Genomic DNA, 20,976 nt, shown 5'->3' on the forward strand with positions numbered 1-20,976 from the left:
ATTTTAATAATGTTTGTTTATATAAGAATTTTGCCATAATATACTACTAAATAAATTAATTATTATAATAAATAACCATTATAAATGTTATCTTATTAAATATAGAAAATATTATAACATTAAAAGTAAATAAATTTATATTATGATTTAATAGGGAATACAATATGCGTATTAGATCTAAAAAATATACTTGTCTATAGCTATTACCACATTCTTGATAAGCCATTGATATACTTTTACATCTTCCATGGAAAAGTTTATTAATTATAAAATATTAGCCAATTAATTGTTTGCATTTGAAATTTTGTTTACATTATTATAATATTTCAAAAAGCCATTTTAAATCTACAGCAAAATAATTATATCTATTTACTGGATAATATAAAATTTTAATAAAAGGTAAAAAATAAATAGAGGTATATATTAAACATTTTTATGAAAAGGCCATTCATTAAATTTTCCAACAGATACCTGTTATAGATTTTTACGCAGGCCAAGGCCTTATATTATATTTGAAAAATACGAGATTCCACCTTCTCAGGTTTACATAGAATGGAATAATTTAACTTAAAACCATATTATTATATGTATATATAAATACAAGATAACAAAATGAACTTTTTCAAGTGCAGATTGTATGATTTTAGAGATTCTGCCTGATTCATTAGTTCATTCATATAATGATATGGAATGTTAAAAAATTATTTGTGTCGATAATTTCCATTATAATAGATATAAATAATAAGAATATAGAAGAATATTATGTTGAAAAATAGATTCTGTTTTTAATTACATCACACAAGCTGAGATATTATGGATTAAGCATAAAAACCATGGCATTTTTCTTAAATTTCCATGAAAGCGCAATAGGAAGTAAAATAGATGGGCTATTTAAAACCTGTTAGGATGGAATTTTACCACTAATAAGCTTATTAAGTATAACCCGTTTTAATCCTTCTGTATTGACAGTTGTAAAAATTGATTATTCATCCACAAATTACTTTTCAATAATTCAAAGAATTCTTAAGAAGCGTTTTCTTCTATTCAAAGAAACTAAATATTTTATTAATATCTTTTTTATTATGATTCTCTAGGTGAACTTGACAGTTTAATAGAAGCCTTCAATAAAGAATTTTCAAATTTTTTTTATATTTATACGATTTAAGATGGGATTTAATTTTAAATTAATGAGACGGTTAAAAAGGCATCCAAAATTATAATAAGTGATATATAAAAATAATTTTATTAGTTTTTATTATTTTCTACTTATAATAAATCTTTTAATATATATGTAAGATAAAGCAATGATGGCTAATGGATAAAAAGAAAATTTATATAATTTTATCGGTAATTGTCGCAATAATAGTGATTAGCGTTGTTTCTGCTGAACTTGAATATGAGCATTTTGGTTTCCCATCAAGCTCCTCTATATCTTCAGATATTGGTCATCAGATAAACTCTAGGGTCACGTTAACATATACAAATTCATTCAATATTTCTTCCCAGCCAGGTATCCCTTCTAATGTTACGAAAGCAGAGTATGTTATCTACAGTTATGGATATTATTCAACAAGCTCCAGTGGGTCAAAAATTCCGCATTATGATCGGGTTATTATTGAACAATTCTATTTTAAAAATGCAACTGATGCAAGATTATCCTATAGATCACTTTATAATGGAGAATTAGCCTGTTATAGGTCAAATACAGGCCATAACCTTACAAGCTCAAATATAACCTCTATAGGGATAATCAGTAATAGCACATCATTTTCTGGGTTTAAGTACTCGGTATTTCCATCCAACAATGGCAATTTAACTGCACAGGGATTCGGCTACAGAAATAACCTGTTTTTCCTTGTAACTTGGAACAGCAGGATAAACTACAGTGATGCAAAGAAAATTGTTAATTCAACTATTTCATCAATGATGGGCTTATAATTTTATAATATTTTTTATTTTAAATTTTATAAAAGAACATCTCCCATTGCAACATTAAGCATTTTATTAATTAGCTTTCCAAGGAATTCCAGGGTATAATCATCTACAAAATCCTTAAATTGATCCATGTTTTTTAATTTATAAAGATGGGCAAGCATAAGCCTTGTATGGGCAGCTGCCATGATCAAATTTGCGGTATATGTATTTCCGGAATTCATCTTTTCCTTGGCATCTATCCATTCCTTATTATAGTGCCTTAAGGATTTTCTGATTTCATCGCTTAATACAGTATCACTGTCATATATGTGAGAATTTAGGGTATCAAGCACATCAAGGAGTTCCCTTGTTTCCTCTATATTCTTTGCCGTTGCAATGGCAAGGCCCAAAAAAGATTCAGCCATTTTAAACTCAGAGTCATAGAGAAAAAACTCATGATCAAGAGGTAAATAATCATCAATCAGGTCGCAGTATTCCATTAATGGATTTTCATCTTCCATGGAGACTTTATTTCAATTTTGTATTATTAATTATTTTAACTAAAAAAACTAAATTGTATGTTATATTTTTATTTCAACAACACATTTGTTATCCCCGTCTGCAAATGTCTCAACAAGAGAAAAATTATCGTTAATTTTATCCGTTATTATTGATTTTTCCAGTGAACCGCATACCAAATTTTTATTATTTTTTGCCAGTTCATAAAAGATACAATTGTGCCTTATTATTTTCACATTGTCCTCATTTACCTCAATTTTAGCATAGTATCCAAGCTTGTTAAGCAGATTAACATATTCCCTTAATTTATCTATTTTTTTATCCCTGCTCATCTGTGAAAAATCAAGATAATTATTAGTATCAACCATTCTGGATGCAATTTTCATTAATATCTCATTCGTTTTGTTTATGCCTATAGTGTCCTGCATTTCCTCCAGCAATAATGTTGCAAAATTTATATACTGTTTGGGGAATAATTCCATACCCTTGTCTGTAATTTTGTAATATTTTTTTGGCCTGCCAGATTTCGCCCTGACAAAATATGATGTAACCAGTCCCTTATTTTCGAGAAAATTTATATGCTCTTTTACAGCATTTTTATTTATCCTAATTATTAAAGATAATTCCTCAAGAGTTTTATCCTCATAAAGTAGTGAATTTAGTATTTTGCTTTTATTTTGACCCAAATAATCATCAATTATATTTTCCATATTACTTATATAACTAATAGGTATATATATTTTAGTCACTTTAAACATAATAAAATGTTTATATACAAATTAATCATATACATTATAATGACAGATACAGTACTGGAAATAAAAAATCTTAAGGTTTCCGCATCAGGAAAGGAAATATTAAAGGGTATAAATTTAACAGTGAAATCAGGGGAAATACATGCACTCATGGGACCTAACGGTGCCGGTAAATCAACTCTTGGCGAGGCCCTCATAGGCCATCCAAATTATGAAATAACGGATGGTAATATAATAATAAACGGAAGGGATGTAACCCATTCCACACCAGAAGAAAGGGCTAGGCAGGGATTATTTTTGGCATTTCAGAGCCCAATTAGCATTCCCGGCGTTAAAATCTCAACATTTTTAAGGACAGCCTATAATGACCTGTATCCAGATGAAAAGTTACCATTAAGGGATTTCTTTAATATGGTTAAAACTGCAATGAAGGACCTTGATATGGATGAATCCTTTATTTCAAGATCTGTAAACGATGGCTTCTCTGGCGGTGAGAGAAAAAGGTTTGAGGTTCTTCAGATGGTTATACTCAAGCCAAAAATTGTAATACTGGATGAGATAGATTCAGGTCTGGACGTTGATGCCCTTAAATTGGTTTCTAGTGAGATTAAAAAACTGCACGATTCAAATGTGGGATTCCTAATAATAACACATTATCAGAGAATACTTAAGGACATAATACCTGAATTTGTCCATGTTTTAAGGGATGGAAAAATAGTATTAAATGGTGGTAAGGAGATTTCCGATAAAATAGAGCAGGAAGGTTTTGAATGGATTGAGGCGTGATGAATATGGAAGATTATAATAAGGATGAGGAAATAGAAAAATTAACCGAAAGTTTAAAGCACAGCAAAAAATCAGACTATGAATTTTATGATAAAATAAACCCGGTATACTCAACTGGCAAGGGTCTTAACAGGAAAGTCGTTGAGGAGATATCAGATATAAAAAAGGAGCCTGACTGGATGAGGAGGTCCAGATTAAAGGCGCTTGAAATCTTTTTATCAAAGCCAATGCCAACGTGGGGGCCTGATCTTTCAGAAATTAATTTTGATGAGATAACATATTATACAAAACCGGAGGATGTTAAGGCAAAGAGCTGGGATGAGGTTCCAGATCAAATAAAGGAAACATTTAATAAGCTCGGCATACCACAGATGGAGCAAAAGTATCTCGCAGGCTCAGTTGCACAGTATGACAGTGAGGGCGTTTACAGCAGCCTGAAAAAGGAATGGGAGGAAAAGGGTGTAATATTTACAGATCTGGACACAGCAGTGCAGCAATACCCAGATCTTGTTAGGGAATATTATTGCAAGGCAATACCACCAAGCGATAATAAATTTGCGGCATTAAACGGCGCTGTATGGTCCGGTGGTTCATTTTTATACGTACCAAAAAATGTTACAATAGACCTTCCATTACAGACCTATTTCAGGTTAAATGGTGAGCAGAGCGGACAGTTTGAGCATACAATAGTAATAGCAGATGAGGGTGCAAAGGTTCATTACATAGAGGGCTGCCTCCCAGAGGATGAGTTAATAAGCCAGGGTGATAAATTTATAGCAATCAATCAATTATTCACAAACGATGGTGTAATATCTAACACAGGAAATAAAAGAAAAATCACACGCAAATACGTGCATCCATATAATGGGTTCATGTATAATATAGTTCCAGCATCGCCTGTAAATACATTCAGGGCAACATCAGAGCATCCCGTATTAAGCATAAAAAGGGAGGAGGTATCAGTAAGGATAAATAATGGGCATTATGAAATATCCACAGAAAAATTAATGGCCGTTGAACCCCAGTACAGGAGAGCTGATGAACTAAATCCAGGAGATTTTCTTGTTTATGTCTCACCATTGGAGGTTCAGGATAATGATTCAATCAATGAATCAATGCTAAGAATCCTTGGATTTTACACAGCATCTGGAGTTATATCATTCAACAGGCATTTAAACATGTACCAGATGTTATTCTCGTTCAGGGAAAATGAAAATGCCAGCGAATTATACTCCATAATAAAAAATATGGGGGAGCAGGCAAGTATAATTAAATCAAACAAAAAATATACTGTTTCAACATATTCAAAGCCATTGATTGAATTTTGTATTCACAATGCAGGGCAGAATTCAAATGAAAAAATATTTTCAGAAACAGTAATGAAGCTGCCTCCCGAGAAACAGAAAATAATCATAGATTCATATGCAAAGGTTCGTGGAAATCTTTACTCCAGATCCTGTGGATCAAGAAATGTAAGAATCTCAGTGCATTCGAAAATACTTGCACTTCAGATTCAGGAAATATTATCAAGAAGCAATATATTTGCAATAATAAATCTAAGAAACAAACATTATACAATAGAATACACAGAAAATGCCAAATTCCACAGAATAAGGCATAAAAACAATTATTATTTTGTTCCAATTAAAAAAATAGAACGCCAGGAATACAATGATATTGTTTATAATCTTGAGGTTGATTCAGATAATTCATATCTTGTAAAAGGATTTGCGGTACATAACTGCACCGCACCGAGATATGACACAAGCTCGCTGCATACCGCCATCGTTGAAATATATGCACATAAAAACTCAAATGTAAAATATACAAGCGTTCAGAACTGGTCAGATTCGGTATATAACCTGCCGATAAAGAGGGCATGGGTTGATGAGGGTGCCCATATGGACTGGGTAACAGGAGAATTAGGATCAAAGGTAACAATGATATATCCCTCATCATATCTTAGAGGAAGGGGGGCCTCAACATCCAATCTTCAAATAACCCTTGCAACCAAGGGGACATTCAAGGATGCCGGAGGAAAGGCAATACATCTGGCACCGGATACAACATCAAGGATTGTATCAAAATCAATAAGTTTGGATGACGGTTTAACTGTTTACCGTGGCCTTGTAAGGATGAATGAGGGTGCAAAGCGTGCAAAAAGCCATGTCCAGTGCGATGCACTTCTAATAAACAGCGACTCAAAGAACTATACATATCCCTATGATGAAATCTATGAGCCAACAGCAGAGTTCAGCCATGAGGCCACTGTAGGCAAAATAGGTACTGATGAGCTTACATATCTTAGGTCCAGGGGCTTAAGTGAGGATGAGGCCTCATCCATGATAGTACTCGGATTTATGGATGACATAATGAAGGAGATACCCATGGAATTTGCAGTGGAAATGAACAGGCTTGTAAAGCTGGAGATGTCCAAAATGGGTGCCGTTGGATAAATATTTATATTTTTTTAAGGTGATAATTCAATGATAGAAGACTATTTGGATACTTTAAATGAGAGATTTAGGGATTTCGATATAGAATACCGCAAGCAGGCGTATATTTACTATCTTAAATATCCTGATCCCCCATATAAGGAAAGCCCCGACAGGAAAACCTATGTGCATATAGCCGATGAAGAACTTGACAAAATGGCGCATGGGGAAATGTATGTTGGCATTAAAAAATCAAAAAATCCTGATATAAATTATGATATTATTGTAAACGATTCAGAAATAATCCTTAATAATAAGGATAAGAATATTTACACATCAAATATGAAAAATGCCTTTAAGGAAAGGCATGATTTATTTGAAAAATACGTTGATACCGTATATGGCAAATACAATAAGGAGAACCTAATAAATTTCTCATATGAAAACGGTTATTTTGTTTACATCCCGGATAATACAAGTGCTGAAATAAAAATAAAATCAGAACAGGATGCAAATTCATCATTTACAGTTAAAAATGTAGTAATCATAGGGAAAAATTCAAAAGCCTCCATAGTGGATTTATACGAATCTGAGGATAATGGCAGCGGCATACATGGAAGAAATATATATATATTCTGCCTTGAAAACTCAAAGGTGGATTATAATTATATTCAAAATGAATCATTAAATTCAGCAAATATAACATATGTAAGGCCAGTACTCTATAACGATGCACAGTTAAAAATTATTGATGTAAATACTGGGTCTGGTAGGGTTATATATAACCATGAAAGCGAGATGCACGATAATACCACCCTTAATTCCTATGGCATAAATATAACAAGGGGCATCCAGGAACACGATATCTGGGATTCAAGCCTTCAGTATGGAAAATTCTCAAACTGTGACATAAATATTAAGGGAATAGTCTTTGATCAGAGTTCAACAATGCACAGGGGAAATATAGATATAGAACCTGATGGTGTAAAGTCAACAGGATTTTATAGCTCTGCCATACTTTTAATGTCTGAAAATGGCAAGGGAAATTCAAAACCTGCATTGTTAATCAAAAATAACGATACAAAATCAAAGCACGCATCGGTAATATCAAGCATAGATCCGGAGCAGGTATTTTATTTAAGGTCCAGGGGCATATCGGAAAATGATGCTATATCACTTATAGTCCAGGGATTCCTTGGATATATTAATGACCATGTTGACAATGAATTTGCAAAAAAAATTATATCAAAAATAATTAATATTAACTAATTTTTTAAAATTTTTAATTTATAATTTTCCCTCCATCAATTCATCCTGCACAAGCATATCGCTCTTCCCGGCATTTTTTATTTTATCCGGATGCTTTTTAGCATATATAAGCACTGCTATTAATGTAAGTATTATGAAAACTATGGCGGTTATTATTGAATAATCTACAGGATATGCTGGAGGGTTAAAGCTGTAATACATCGCTATTAAGAGGATTATGGTGGCAATCAACGGTATGATTAAATGCAGTGTTGGTTTAAATGCTTTTAATCTCATGTATGTTTTTGTTAATCCAAAGTTGCTTAATATATGTCCTATAAACAGTGCAGCGGAAGATGCAGAAACAAGATAAACGAAACCATCATATGGCCCAATTAATATGCCTGCTATTAACGATATAAAATATGCAACGGCAGCGATTATTATTATAGCAATATAAGGAGTTTTATGTTTTGGATGAACCCTGGAAAATAATGAGGGTCCAAGCCCATCCCTGCTCATTGAAAATATCATTCTTGAGCTTGTATTTAACGGAGCCAGTGAGCCTGCAAATAAACTGTTTATTATAAAAACGAACAATAAAATGGTAAATGGAAGGCCAAGGAATTTATCGGCCACTATTAATCCGGGCACGCTTGATGCTGCAAATTTATTCATCCTGTTAATTCCCCAGCCGACAGTTAATGCATAAGATGTGAGGACAAACACCACACCTGTTATTAGAAAGCTTATTAATAATGCCTTTTTTATATTTTTCCTTGGCTGTTTTGCCTCCTCACCAAGTGTGACCACGGCAGATGAACCTGACATTGAGAATATGGCAAGAACCATGCCAACACCAACACCTGCAAATCCATGAGCAGGTCCTGTTGTGAATGGAACATACGTATTTTTTGGTCCAAGTGCGACTATAATAACTATCGATGTTATTATAAGCAGGATTATTTCAATTGCTGATGCTGTAAAACTATAGGCCAGTGATGGTTTTATACCCAGATAGGCTATTATCGTTATTATGATCAAAAAGGCGGTCATTATTGGAATCCATGTATAATTACCTATGCTAATTCCAAGAAAGTATGATATTGTTCCAGGTATAAAAACCCCTGATGTGAATAATATTGCATTGGTAATTACCATGAAATATGAAAACCACATCATATAACCTATTATGAGACCATACCGTGGACCAGCACCCTGAGAGTTAAATGTGTAAAAACCACCAGCACCATTTATCTTTTTCGAAAACTGATACGGTGTGTTTATCCATATTAATACACCTATAATGGAGATTACATATGCCAGTGGCAGGGACCCCAGGGCATATCCTGCAGCTCCAGTCATGGTTGCAGCAACGGCACCAAGAGGTGAAATCATTGCTATTGCCTGTCCAAGAAGAGGATAGAATCCGGCGGCATTCCTTTTAAGTCTCTTAGATTCACTAACTTTTTCCATAATCAATACATGAGTTTTTTATCGATTTAAACATTTTGAGGAGTAAAGTAAATTGCAAATTAATATACGTATTATTTTTATTTTATAAGCATAATCGGATTATACCTAACGATATACTTTTTATTCAACTCATTCTGGATTGATATTATGCTTTATGTTTTTGCATTATAAATATGAAATATTTAATGGGAATATAATTTGCCATTTAATACTAATATTTATGAATCCATACTAATTTTTAGTCAGGTTTTCTGAAAGATATCCTTGTTCTGGAATAAATTACGCCCCTTTTCCTTACCATGTATGGTGTAATAACAATTTCTGCACCACATTCACAATTTTTAATTTTATTCATGGCAACATATCTTACTATTTTCCTGCCACAGAATGGGCATGTAACCTTATTTTCCGATTCTGATCTCACCACCCCTGCCAGTGCTGTTTTTAATTCATTGAATGTACCATTAAAAGAGCTAAGAATTCCTCTATTTCCAATAAAAATTTTGAATGAAAAATAATTCTTCCCATCAACTTCAAATTCGTCAATATAGGATTCAATGCCGTATTCCTGTCCTATATCGTTTAGATATTTTTCTAATTCATCTCCAAGGGAATAGCCTGCATCCCTCCTGTCAATTTCGGCATTAACATTTTTTAGTATATACATCCTGTCTTTTTCATCGAATGTTTTCATAATATCTATTATGTTTTCCCTGTCTATGTCAACTCCAGAATCTAAATATTTATATTTAAAATCCGGAAAATACTGAACTTGGTCTATTAATCCTTCATAGGTTTTAGACCTCTGGCAGTAGTTAGATAAATAACTAATAACAGAATTCTTAATGTCATTATGCCTCCTTTTATCTGCCAAACGACTCTTATTTTTGTATTTCAAAAGCCTGAGTTTTACCTCACCTGTGTCAAGGCCTTCCTGCAAAATCAATTGTGCCAGCTCTGAACCTGACGTCCAGCCATAAGCTGTTGCAACAGACTCGGTTTTATTCATTAAAATATTAATAAAACCCTTTATATCCTGATTAGGGTCCACATCATGATCTATATGAAAAAGAAGCTGGGCTGTGGCAATGGCAATGCCTTTTTTGCGTTTTCTTTCATATTTACTTAAATTAAGCATTTATTTTCACTCTTTTATTTATTTTATCATATATCATTGTAATGCTAAATGCTATAAACATTTATCATTTTTGGGAATCTTATAAAAATAATAAATGGGCATGGGGCTGGTTCAATAAAAAATTTTTCTACTGGTTTGTAAAGCTCATACTGGATATTATAAACGGGATAATATCAGTAAAATGTAAAATAAAAATATATATATTTTATATAGAGAGATTTTTATAAAACAGCCATATTTTAGATCATGGAAAAAAGCATAAGCACAAATAGAATTGTTGTGCTATCATCATTTGGCATGTATCTTGATGGTTATCAGCTAACAGTTATTGCATTTGCAATACTTTTAATTAATGAATATATACACCTAAATTCATTTGAATATGGCCTCATTATTGCATCAGTTATTATCGGTGCCATAATAGGAACTGTTATAATAGGCTATATTAGCGACATACTTGGGCGCAGGCGGATATATCTATCCACATTAATATTTTTTATATTATTTGATATTATATCTGTATTTTCATTCAATTTTCTGGAGCTATTTTTCTCAAGATTATTTCTCGGAATAGTTCTTGGTGCAGAGTATCCTGTGGCAAATTCCTACATAGCAGAGGTTAGTCCTGTGGAAAGCCGGGGATTTTATATGGCCCTCGCCACTGTTTTTTTCAGTATTGGTTCAATAAGCAGTGCCATAGCAGCAATTTTTCTATTTCCATGTGGAAATTACGGGTGGAGATTAATGCTTGGGATTTCCATAATTCCTGCAGCTACAATTGAATTTATGAGATTTTCATTACCCGAATCACAAATGTGGGAGAAAAAAATTGTAAAAACCAGATTTTTTGATATGTTTTCAAAATTATATGCAAGGAACATCATAATAGCAGCCATTATATGGTTTTTATATGATATCGTGGCATACGGATTATCCCTAACGCTGCCGACAATACTAAAACTTGGCAATTTTGTAAATAATGTTGATAATGCATTATTAACAACATTCTTTCTCATTATAGGCATAGCATCAGGGATATACGTTATGAAAAGAGTGGACAAATATGGCCGGAAATCAATTCAAATAACCGGATTTGCACTTATGTCTGCTTTATTTCTTTTACTCCCGTATTTTTATTTTTTAGAAGGCATTATAATTTTATTTTCCCTGCTGGAATTATTTAATGCCTTTGGTGGTGCAACCGTCGGAATAATTCCTGCAGAGGTCACTGTAACGCAATTTAGGGGGTCATCATATGGTTTTTCCTCAATGATGGGAAAAATCGGTGCTGTAACCGGTGTTATATTAATGTCCTTATTAATACATGGAAACAATTATTTTAATGCCTATATTTTTCTTTCATTAATTATGGTTGCTGCAATTATCTTGACTCTAATGCTTCCGGAAACCAAGAATATAAAATTAAAATAATTTTACAGATATAATTTATAATAAATCAACATATTACATTTTATGATTGATCCTGATTTTAAATCAATAATTGAGGATTCCAAAGGAAATCCAGATATTTCGAGGCTCGATTATAAGGAGGCCCGGGAGTTGATGAATGATGCCATGCTTGCCGTATCAGGTAATAAAATAGACATACCTGATGTTAGAGATTTTTCAATTAAGCTGGATGGCAGAATATTAAGGGCACGGCTCTATAACAGCAAAAAACTTAACGATGGCATTGTTTATTTTCATGGAGGCGGATTTATATCAGGAAGCATTGATACACATGATAATCTGTGCCGGCTAATTAGCATGGAATCGGGCTTAAAGGTGATATCTGTGGATTACAGACTTGCACCTGAAAGCAGGTTTCCTGCAGCAGTAAAAGATGCACTGGATTCCTTTGAATATATATACAATAAAAGAGACGAATTTGGCATCAGTGGGAGGCTTGGTACTGCCGGGGACAGCTCAGGTGCCAATATCGCAGCCGCTCTGTGCCTATTTTCAAGGGATAATAAATTAAAGACACCTGATGTACAGGTTCTTTTTTATCCATCACTTGCACCTGACAATTTTTCCAAATCATTTATGGATTTTTATAATGGATACAATTTAACCGGAAGTGCAATAGAGTACTTTGGTTCAGCATATATGCATGATAAAACAGATGTTCTTAATCCCTATTTTTCGCCTGTTCTGGAAGAAAATTTTCAAAATATTCCACCGGCAATTATTATAAGTGGCGAAAATGACCCGCTTAGGGATCCAGCAGAGGCCTATTATAAAAAACTCCGGAATAACGGTATAAGGGCAATTGGCATTAGGGCGCTTGGCATGATACATGGTTTTGCCACTGACTTTAATATTTCAGAAACGGCCAAAAATCTGGTTATTATGGTATCCAAAATGATTCCTGAATTTATGAAACAGTAAGGGAATAAATAGCTTTTTATATTTAATTAAAATTTTTATCTTAATGAATATCTCCTCATTTTACAGGGTTCAGCTTAATAAAAATTTTAAATTTCAGGACCTTGAGAAAATAATATATTATCTTAATGATCTTGGAATCTCATCACTCTATTTATCCCCAATTTTAAAAAGTACAACTGGAAGCATGCATGGTTATGATGTTACAGATTATTCTGAGATAAATCCAGAAATAGGCGGGGAGGATGGATTATTAAGACTGCATAAAATGCTTGAAAAAACAAACATGAACATCATGATAGATTTTGTTCCAAATCATATGGGCCTGAATCATGAAAATGTATACCTTCAGGATGTATTTAAATTTGGAAAAAAATCAAAATATTATAATTTTTTTGATTTAATTAATACTCCTGATTTTCCATTTGAATCAATAATTATGCCGGTGCTTGGTAATAATTATATTGACTCATTAAATGACATAAAAATAGACGCGGATAAAAAGATTGCACTGATAAATAATCAAAAATTTAGCCTTTTGAATAATCTAAATTATTCCAATACCGACACTGATAATATTTTTAGCAAGGATAAAATTTTATGCGAACAGTACTTCAGGCCAATGTACTGGGTTAACTGCATATCCGGCACAAATTACAGAAGATTTTTTTCAGTAAACTCACTCATAGCCGTTCATTCTGAGAGGCGCATTTATTTTAAGGATATGCATAAAAAGATTATTGAATTATATAAAAATAAAATTATTGCGGCCATAAGGCTCGATCATATTGACGGGCTTTTTGATCCATTTTCATATCTTAAAAATCTAAAAAAACGCATGAAAATTCCTGTATACGTTGAGAAAATTCTTACCGGGGACGAAAAATTAAGCCCAAAATTCGGTGTTGACGGAACCACAGGCTATGACTTTCTTTATTACACCACATATGTTTTTATTGATCAAACAAATGCTGGTAAATTAAGGGAGATTTATGAGGATTTTACCGGGAATAGAAATAATTTATCTGAAATGCTGTACCTAAGGAAAAAATTTTACATTGAAAATTATTATAGATCCGAGCTTGATTATTTATCCGGTATATTTTATAATAATTTTATAAAACATATTTACGGGCATGAGGCAACACTGGCTGGCACAAGGGAAATGCTGCTGGAAATAATGGCAAATTTTCCATTATACCGTATTTACATTTCAAAGAATTGCAATTTAACATGGTTTTCTGACTACATTAGGGGTTTAAATATAAAAAATAATGAATTGGGCATAATGCTTAACATGCTGGAAAAACCAGATAGCAATGATTATTACTGTCTCAAAAGGTTACAGCAGTTTCTCCCGGCGGTAATGGCAAAATCCATGGAGGACAATATTTTCTTCCGGTATAATCTTAACATTGGTAAAAATGAGGTTGGTTGCAATTTATTCAGGGACTTTATCACAATAGATGAATTCCATGATTATAATAAATATAAGGCATTAAATTATATGAACTCAATTAATACGTTATCAACACATGATACAAAGCTGGGGGATGATATAAGGTCAAGGATAATAACAATTTATAACGATCCAGATTTATGGGGAAGTTTAATTAAAAATCTTCATGAAATCTCAGATAATTTTAAATATAAACACAATGGTATTGAAATTCCAGATAAAAATGAGGAATATTATTTTTATCAAATACTTCTGGCGGAATCACCAGAATACTGGGAAGGCACATTTATTGAAAGGGTCACCGGTCAAATGATCAAGGCCGTAAGGGAGGCAGAGATTCATACATCATGGAATTTTCCGAATCATGACTATGAAGGTCATTTAAAAATATTTATAGAGAGGGCAATAAAATCGGATACCTTTAAAAATATATATATGCCCTTTTATAGGTCATTAGAATATTATGGCAATTTATATTCAATCATGCAGAATATATTAAAAATCATGTCTCCCGGAATTCCAGATATATATCAGGGATCAGAATATTTAAACAATAATTTTACTGATCCGGATAATAGAAGGAGTGTAAATTTCGGCAATCTTATGAAAATACTTAACAAAATTAAAAAAATTGATAATATATATGAATGTAATATAAATAAAATGATAATATCAGGGGAATTAAAAATGTATGTAAACCATCAATTATTAAATTTCAGGAAAGAACATAACAATATTTTTTCAGGTGATTATATTCCATTAAAATGTACAGGTATGTTATCGGATAATGTAATAGCATTTGAAAGATTATATAAAGGCAATAAAATAATTGTAATTGTCAGCAATAAAATTGCCACAGATCTTAATGGTATAAATGAGCCGGTTCGTGAATTCTGGGGTGATGCACAGATTGTATTACCCAGAAAGTATGATCTTAAGGATATTCTCACAGGAAGGAAATATAAATCCATTCAGATATTAAAACTTTCAGAGATTTTTGATATTTTTCCATTCTCAGTATTATTTAATGGTGATTAAATGGATGAATTATACCATGGAATTAAGAAATATGATGATAATTTTATTCTAAACGTATGGGCACCAAAAATCAAAAATATGCAGCTACATTTATTGGATAAAAATAAAAAAATAATAATGCATGATGCACCATATGGTTTTAAAAGTGCTGTTTTTCCTGGGCATTTTGGTGAAAAATATAAAATAATTGCAGATGGCGTGGAAATTCCAGACCCCGCATCAAGATTTCAACCGGAAGGGATTAATGGCCCAAGCCAGATAATTAATCCCGATTATAATTTCATTCATAATAAATGGAGAGTTTACGACATGAATGATACAATAATAGAGGAGATACATATAGGAACATTTACAAAATACGGTACATACAGAGGCGCAGAGGAAAAACTTGAACATTTTGAAGATATGGGAATAAATACCCTGGAAATTATGCCCCTGTCACAGTTTTACGGTACAAGAAACTGGGGATACGATGGTGTTTTCCCCTATGCCCCTGCATTCTCCTATGGAACTCCAGATGAATTAAAGCATTTTATAGACCGGGCACATGAATATAACATCAATGTTATACTGGACGTTGTTTATAATCATGCCGGGCCGCTGGGCAATATTTTACCATTACTCGGCCCATACTTTTCTGATCAGCATAAAAATCCATGGGGCCCTACCTTCAATTTTGATGGCCCATTTTCAGACCCTGTAAGGTCCTTTATTCTACAGAATGTTATTTACTGGATAAACGAATACAAATTTGATGGCCTCAGGCTTGATGCAATTCATTCAATTTATGATTCTTCACCGGTTAATATTATTAAGGAAATATCATTGATAGCCAAGCAATTCGGTGAAAAACATAACAGAAAAATTAAGATTGTGGCTGAAACAGATAAAAACGATTCCTCACTGGTTAAATCTGTAAAAAACTGTGGATATGGTCTGGATGCACACTGGAATGACGATTTCCACCATTCAATATTTACATATCTATCTGGAGAGAATGCCGGGTATTACTCAGATTATGGAGGCCCTGAACATATAATTAGATGCCTCAAATACGGTTATGATTATAATGGTGTTTATTCAAACTATCTGCACAAGGTACGTGGTACGGTGTTCAAAAATATGCCAAAAAACAGGCTAATTGTTTGTGATTCCAACCATGATCAAATTGGAAACCGTGCCTTTGGGGAAAGGCCGCTGAAAATTCTTGGGGATAAAAAATTTAAATTTTTTGCAGGCATGATAATTTTATCACCATTCACACCAATGCTGTTTCAGGGAGAGGAATACGGTGAGGTTAGCCCATTTTTATTCTTTGTTGACCCACCAGATAAAAAATTTGCCGAATCCGTTTTTAATGGAAGAAAATCAGAATTCTCAGATTTTTCATGGTCACAGGATGTTCCCAATCCAGCGGATATTCAAACGTTCATAAATTCAAAATTAACATGGAATGAATCAGACATGTATGTTAATTATTATAAAACTTTAATTTCATTAAGAAAAAAATACGTTTCTGAGAAATATAAATTATATATGCCTGAAAAAAATGTTATAAAAATAGGTTACGAGAATGCATCTGTTTATTTCTCTCTATCAGAAAAAGATGTAAAAATAAATGGTCATGGCATAATTTATACAACATCTAAAAATAATATTATTAACAAATTTGATATATTAATAAAATTAAATTAGGGTTCTTCAAGTATGTACGCTGATTGTGGTTCAATATTCAAAACTGTGTCTGATATACCAATTGGAAAATTTTCATGTTCTGGAAGCGAATCTATAATTATCTGTGCCTTCTTCCATCTTTTTGGAATTGAAAAATTTATCTTATCCTCAGTTGGATTAAATATCAGCATTAGGTTATCATAGGATACCGGCTCACTGAAAACCCTCTCCATTCCTATTGCTGTGAGTATAACGCCTATTGCTTTATTATTCCCTGACGTCCAGTCCTCCTCGGACATCTCGGTACCATCAGGCTTTACCCATATAACATCCTTAATATCTGTTCCCGGTATTATTTCGCCCTTAAAGAAGTTCCTGCGCCTTAATACCGCATATTTTTTTCTTATATTTACCATATTTTTAACGAAATTTAAGAGTTTTAACCTTTCATCATCGAGATTCCAGTCATACCATGAAATTTCATTATCCTGACAGTAAGCATTATTATTGCCATTTTGAGTTCTCATTATTTCATCGCCACCAAGAATCATTGGTGAACCCTGAGATGTTAATAATGTAATAAAAAAGCTTCTTATTCTTTTGTTTCTAAGATATTTTATTTTATTATCTTCTGTTTTACCCTCTATTCCAAAATTTTCACTTATATTGTCATCAGTGCCGTCCTTATTATCATTTAGATTATTCTCATTATGCTTGTTTGTGTAAGAAACAAGGTCATACATTGTGAAACCGTCATGTGATGTTACATAGTTTATGCTTGAATGTGGCCTCCTGCCACTCGTCTGGTAAAGATCAGGCGAACCCGATATCCTTGTTGCAAACTCGCTTATATTTACACCACGATCCTTCCAGTAGTGCCTTATGGCGTCACGGTATTTTCCATTCCATTCGGCCCACATGGGTGGAAACTCTCCAACCTGATATCCACCGGGCCCCACATCCCAAGGTTCTGCTATTAATTTTACCCTTGATATTACAGGGTCCTGATAAATTATATCAAAGAATGCGGAAAGGCTGTTAACATCATAGAGCTGCCTTGCCAGGGCTGATGCAAGATCAAATCTAAAGCCATCAACATGCATTTCAGTTATCCAGTAGCGAAGGCTGTCCATTATTAACCTGAGGACCTGTGGATGACCGGCATCAAGGCTGTTACCGGTACCGGTTACATCATAATAGTATCTGGGATTGTCAGCCTGAAGCTTATAATAAACAAGATTATCGATGCCCTTAAATGACAGGGTAGGTCCAAGTTCATTTCCCTCTGCTGTATGGTTATAAACCACATCCATTATAACCTCTATATTATTTTCATGAAGATTTTTTACCATGTTTTTAAATTCATTAATTTGGTCCCCAGGTTTTTTCGTTGACGAAAATCTGATGTCTGGTGCAAAATAGCCTATTGTATCATATCCCCAGTAATTTGTCAACTTTTTATCATAAAGATATTCCGCTGTTACCTCCTGCTGGGCAGGCATAATTTCAACAGCAGTTATGCCCAGATCCTTTAGGTAATCAATCATTTTCTGCGATCCCAGTCCACTATAGGTGCCCCTTATATTTTCACCAATATCTGCCCTGAGCTTTGTAAAACCCTTAATATGGGTTTCATAAATCAATGTATTATTCCATGGAATATCTGGATTTTCCACACCCTTCCAGTCAAAGTTATCCTTATAAACAACTGATTTTGGCACAAACTGAGAATCGTTTTCAGTGCTGAATGATAGATCCTTCTGATCGCTATCTGTATCATAGCCGTAAACAGATTTATTCCATGTAACATCTGATGTTATTGCCCTTGCGTACGGGTCTATTAAAAGTTTGTTTTTATTAAAACGAAGACCCAGCTCCGGCTTATACGGTCCATCAATCCGGTAATTATAAAGCGTTCCAGGTTTAATACCTGATACAAAAACATGCCATATATATCCATCTTTTTCCTTTAAATGTATTGTTTCACTTGGATATTCATCATATGGTGTATCATAAAATTCAAGGCTTACCGCTGTGGCATTTTCTGAGTATATTGCAAAATTTGTGCCGTCTTCATAAACGGTTGCACCCTGAGGATAACTATGTCCTGGCTTTAGGTTATACATATAGTTGCATACCATATTGATATAAAATGTTTAACAATAAAAAATTAAACATTATCACAAAAAATTTTAACGAATTCAATTTCCTTATCATTTAACTTTGCCGGAAGAATAATTGAGGCAGGCGACATTGATATTTTTTTATTTATAACATCCTTAATATGGCCGGCAATTATATATTCATCCTCCCGGGCTATATTAAAGCCAGCAATAATAAATGTGTCATAATTTATTATATTGCCATTTCTTTTTTCCTCCATTTTAATGAGAATATCCAGTGCCTCATTTATCTCCATTGTCCGGCCATTTTTTAAATCAAGCAGGATAAGCGTATGAAAATCATTAACATAATTTTTATATATTTTATCGTACACGCTCAGGGGAAAAAAATTTTCATATATGAATGGAAGTGATATTACAGGCCCAAACCTGTAATTAAATAAACCCGTTCTGGATGGAAAAGCTGTAAAAATTGATGCATTTTCAAAAATTTTTACATCAATACCATTTTTTATTGCCTCAAGCCGCAATTCATTATGTGTTGTTGCAGTGAGTGCATCCCCCGTAACTATAAAGGAAACATTGCTATTTAAAGCATTTTTAATTATTTCATTGGATGATTCAACTGTGTTTCTATCAGCCTTAATTAACTTTTTACCGGTTATGGACCTTAGATAATCAAAAGTATTTTCAGGTGAAATTGACGTATAGGTTTCAAAATATACAATATCTGAATTTTTAATGGCATCCAGCTGTTCAAGCGTTATGCTTTTATATCCCCTAAGGCCAATGCCTATTATATTAAGCATTAGTCTATCAAACCCTCCTCTATTCTTATTAGTTCATTTAGTTTAGCAAGTCTCTCACCGCCTATTGTTCCAGATTTTATCAGCTTTGAATTAAATCCAACAGCAAGGTGGGCTATAAAATTATCAGTTGTTTCCCCGCTGCGATGTGAAACAACAGTTTCCATTTTATTTTTAGTCGCAAGCTTAACCGATTCTGTTGTATCAGATAATGTTCCTATCTGGTTAACCTTTATCAATACACCGTTTGTGGATTTCAATTCTATTCCCTTTTTAATTCTTTCAGGATTTGTTGTATAAAGGTCATCGCCAACTATAAGGGCATTATTTCCTATTTTTGACGTTATTTCAGAAAAACCCTCAAAATCTGTATCAAATAATGGGTCTTCTATATAATAAAATCCATGCTCCTTATTTAACGAAATTGCAAAATCAATCTGCTCATCCCTGGATAATATTTTATTTTTGTAAATATATTTACCATTATTATAAAAGGAATCTGCTGCAAAATCAACACCAAGAAGTATTTTAACCTTATTATCTGATGAAATTTCATTTACAGCGCTTTTCATTATATCTATTGCCTCCTCATCAGAAACATCGGCAGTCCATGCCTTTTCATCACCAAGGCCAACACTCTGGTTTTTTAATTTATCAGATAAAATTTCCCCAACCTTTTTGTGCACCAGAATATTATAATAAACAGAATCATAGAAGGATTTACCCTGTGATGAAACCAGAAACTCCTGTATTGTTGTTCCCCTTTTTGAATGCTTGCCACCTCCTATTATATTTCCAAGAGGCCTTGGTATTGCCGGATTTAGGCCACCAACGTATCTGTATAATGGTATATTAAGATAGCTGGCCACAGCCTTTGCATTTGCTATTGAGAGCGCGGTTGCAAGGTTACCTCCCATGGCTGAAAAATTATCGGTACCATCAAGATCGTGGAGTAATGTATCAAAAGACCTCTGTGCAAGTGCGTTAAAGCCTATTATGGCATTTCTTATATTTCTATTATAAAAATCTATGCTTTTTTCAACATCCCTATCAGGATAGGCGATTACCTCGGTTTCGCCTGTGCTGGCACCCGCAGGTGCAGAGCAAGTTCCTGAATAATTTCCAATGTTAATTGTAGCCTCTATCGCTATATTCCCGCGCGAATCGAAAATTTTTCTTACCGAGGAACCGGTTATCTGCAAAACTTCATTCATATA

General features: G+C 33.3%; 15 protein-coding genes. 8 read left to right on the top strand and 7 right to left on the bottom strand.

From position 1 onward, the window contains the following. The first annotated feature begins 1,314 nt into the window (after positions 1-1,314). Positions 1,315-1,938, top strand: coding sequence for a hypothetical protein (locus QXW15_RS03780; RefSeq protein WP_342789989.1), 624 nt, complete (start codon positions 1,315-1,317; stop codon positions 1,936-1,938). 26 nt (positions 1,939-1,964) lie between these two features. Here QXW15_RS03780 and QXW15_RS03785 read toward each other — a convergent pair whose 3' ends face one another. Both QXW15_RS03785 and QXW15_RS03790 read right to left on the bottom strand, forming a co-directional pair. Further along, complete coding sequence (locus QXW15_RS03785; protein ID WP_342789990.1) at positions 1,965-2,435, bottom strand: DUF1940 domain-containing protein; 471 nt, start codon at positions 2,433-2,435, stop codon at positions 1,965-1,967. 60 nt (positions 2,436-2,495) lie between these two features. Beyond that, positions 2,496-3,143 carry a helix-turn-helix transcriptional regulator gene (locus QXW15_RS03790; RefSeq protein WP_342789991.1) on the bottom strand — a complete coding sequence of 216 codons (648 nt, stop codon included), beginning with the start codon at positions 3,141-3,143 and terminating at the stop codon, positions 2,496-2,498. 87 nt (positions 3,144-3,230) lie between these two features. Here QXW15_RS03790 and sufC point away from each other — a divergent pair, with 87 nt between their 5' ends. The 3 genes from sufC to QXW15_RS03805 are packed head-to-tail and all read left to right on the top strand — an operon-like array spanning position 3,231 to position 7,678. Continuing rightward, positions 3,231-3,974: a Fe-S cluster assembly ATPase SufC gene (gene sufC / locus QXW15_RS03795; protein ID WP_048101321.1), complete on the top strand. Its 744-nt coding sequence runs from the start codon at positions 3,231-3,233 to the stop codon at positions 3,972-3,974. A gap of 5 nt (positions 3,975-3,979) precedes the next feature. Beyond that, a complete protein-coding gene (gene sufB / locus QXW15_RS03800) occupies positions 3,980-6,430 on the top strand; it encodes a Fe-S cluster assembly protein SufB (RefSeq protein ID WP_342789992.1) in 2,451 nt (816 codons plus the stop codon). Positions 6,431-6,460: 30 nt separating this feature from the next. Next, positions 6,461-7,678: a SufD family Fe-S cluster assembly protein gene (locus QXW15_RS03805; RefSeq protein WP_342789994.1), complete on the top strand. Its 1,218-nt coding sequence runs from the start codon at positions 6,461-6,463 to the stop codon at positions 7,676-7,678. An 18-nt stretch (positions 7,679-7,696) separates the two neighbouring features. Here the strand turns inward: QXW15_RS03805 and QXW15_RS03810 are convergent, their stop codons facing one another. Together QXW15_RS03810 and QXW15_RS03815 are read right to left on the bottom strand one after the other, a co-directional pair. Beyond that, complete coding sequence (locus QXW15_RS03810) at positions 7,697-9,133, bottom strand: APC family permease (protein WP_055041094.1); 1,437 nt, start codon at positions 9,131-9,133, stop codon at positions 7,697-7,699. Between the two features lie 238 nt (positions 9,134-9,371). Further along, on the bottom strand, positions 9,372-10,271 hold the full coding sequence (locus tag QXW15_RS03815) for a hypothetical protein (RefSeq protein WP_055041095.1): 900 nt from the start codon (positions 10,269-10,271) through the stop codon (positions 9,372-9,374). Positions 10,272-10,517: 246 nt separating this feature from the next. Between QXW15_RS03815 and QXW15_RS03820 the strand changes: the two genes are divergently transcribed. The 4 genes from QXW15_RS03820 to treZ are packed head-to-tail and all read left to right on the top strand — an operon-like array spanning position 10,518 to position 16,851. After that, positions 10,518-11,702, top strand: coding sequence for an MFS transporter (locus tag QXW15_RS03820; protein ID WP_048100877.1), 1,185 nt, complete (start codon positions 10,518-10,520; stop codon positions 11,700-11,702). 42 nt (positions 11,703-11,744) lie between these two features. Continuing rightward, positions 11,745-12,662, top strand: a complete 918-nt coding sequence (locus tag QXW15_RS03825) for an alpha/beta hydrolase (RefSeq protein WP_052656651.1) — start codon at positions 11,745-11,747, stop codon at positions 12,660-12,662. 43 nt (positions 12,663-12,705) lie between these two features. Then, a complete protein-coding gene (gene treY / locus QXW15_RS03830; RefSeq protein ID WP_342789995.1) occupies positions 12,706-15,156 on the top strand; it encodes a malto-oligosyltrehalose synthase in 2,451 nt (816 codons plus the stop codon). Beyond that, positions 15,157-16,851 (top strand): malto-oligosyltrehalose trehalohydrolase, encoded by a 1,695-nt coding sequence (gene treZ, locus QXW15_RS03835; RefSeq protein ID WP_055040738.1) that lies wholly within the window; start codon positions 15,157-15,159, stop codon positions 16,849-16,851. Here treZ and glgX read toward each other — a convergent pair. Genes glgX through QXW15_RS03850 form a run of 3 tightly spaced genes read right to left on the bottom strand, consistent with a single transcriptional unit; the run spans position 16,848 to position 20,973 of the window. Then, positions 16,848-18,956: a glycogen debranching protein GlgX gene (gene glgX, locus QXW15_RS03840; protein ID WP_342789996.1), complete on the bottom strand. Its 2,109-nt coding sequence runs from the start codon at positions 18,954-18,956 to the stop codon at positions 16,848-16,850. The genes treZ and glgX overlap by 4 nt on opposite strands. 44 nt (positions 18,957-19,000) lie before the next feature. Beyond that, positions 19,001-19,762, bottom strand: coding sequence for a diphthine synthase (gene dph5 / locus QXW15_RS03845; RefSeq protein ID WP_055040740.1), 762 nt, complete (start codon positions 19,760-19,762; stop codon positions 19,001-19,003). Beyond that, complete coding sequence (locus QXW15_RS03850; RefSeq protein WP_342789997.1) at positions 19,762-20,973, bottom strand: enolase; 1,212 nt, start codon at positions 20,971-20,973, stop codon at positions 19,762-19,764. The genes dph5 and QXW15_RS03850 overlap by 1 nt, the downstream gene beginning before the upstream one ends. Positions 20,974-20,976: the final 3 nt, after the last annotated feature.

Source organism: Acidiplasma sp., assembly GCF_038728925.1.
GTDB classification, from domain to species: domain Archaea; phylum Thermoplasmatota; class Thermoplasmata; order Thermoplasmatales; family Thermoplasmataceae; genus Acidiplasma; species Acidiplasma aeolicum.

What these genes read in the sequence shown, in the direction of transcription:
- dph5 (WP_055040740.1), bottom strand. Translation starts at nt 19,762, where the DNA reads ATGCTTAATATAATAGGCATTGGCCTTAGGGGATATAAAAGCATAACG.
- sufC (WP_048101321.1), top strand. Translation starts at nt 3,231, where the DNA reads ATGACAGATACAGTACTGGAAATAAAAAATCTTAAGGTTTCCGCATCA.
- QXW15_RS03825 (WP_052656651.1), top strand. Translation starts at nt 11,745, where the DNA reads ATGATTGATCCTGATTTTAAATCAATAATTGAGGATTCCAAAGGAAAT.
- QXW15_RS03810 (WP_055041094.1), bottom strand. Translation starts at nt 9,133, where the DNA reads ATGGAAAAAGTTAGTGAATCTAAGAGACTTAAAAGGAATGCCGCCGGA.
- QXW15_RS03790 (WP_342789991.1), bottom strand. Translation starts at nt 3,143, where the DNA reads ATGGAAAATATAATTGATGATTATTTGGGTCAAAATAAAAGCAAAATA.
- QXW15_RS03780 (WP_342789989.1), top strand. Translation starts at nt 1,315, where the DNA reads ATGGATAAAAAGAAAATTTATATAATTTTATCGGTAATTGTCGCAATA.
- QXW15_RS03785 (WP_342789990.1), bottom strand. Translation starts at nt 2,435, where the DNA reads ATGGAAGATGAAAATCCATTAATGGAATACTGCGACCTGATTGATGAT.
- treZ (WP_055040738.1), top strand. Translation starts at nt 15,157, where the DNA reads ATGGATGAATTATACCATGGAATTAAGAAATATGATGATAATTTTATT.
- sufB (WP_342789992.1), top strand. Translation starts at nt 3,980, where the DNA reads ATGGAAGATTATAATAAGGATGAGGAAATAGAAAAATTAACCGAAAGT.
- QXW15_RS03850 (WP_342789997.1), bottom strand. Translation starts at nt 20,973, where the DNA reads ATGAATGAAGTTTTGCAGATAACCGGTTCCTCGGTAAGAAAAATTTTC.
- QXW15_RS03815 (WP_055041095.1), bottom strand. Translation starts at nt 10,271, where the DNA reads ATGCTTAATTTAAGTAAATATGAAAGAAAACGCAAAAAAGGCATTGCC.
- treY (WP_342789995.1), top strand. Translation starts at nt 12,706, where the DNA reads ATGAATATCTCCTCATTTTACAGGGTTCAGCTTAATAAAAATTTTAAA.
- QXW15_RS03805 (WP_342789994.1), top strand. Translation starts at nt 6,461, where the DNA reads ATGATAGAAGACTATTTGGATACTTTAAATGAGAGATTTAGGGATTTC.
- QXW15_RS03820 (WP_048100877.1), top strand. Translation starts at nt 10,518, where the DNA reads ATGGAAAAAAGCATAAGCACAAATAGAATTGTTGTGCTATCATCATTT.
- glgX (WP_342789996.1), bottom strand. Translation starts at nt 18,956, where the DNA reads ATGTATAACCTAAAGCCAGGACATAGTTATCCTCAGGGTGCAACCGTT.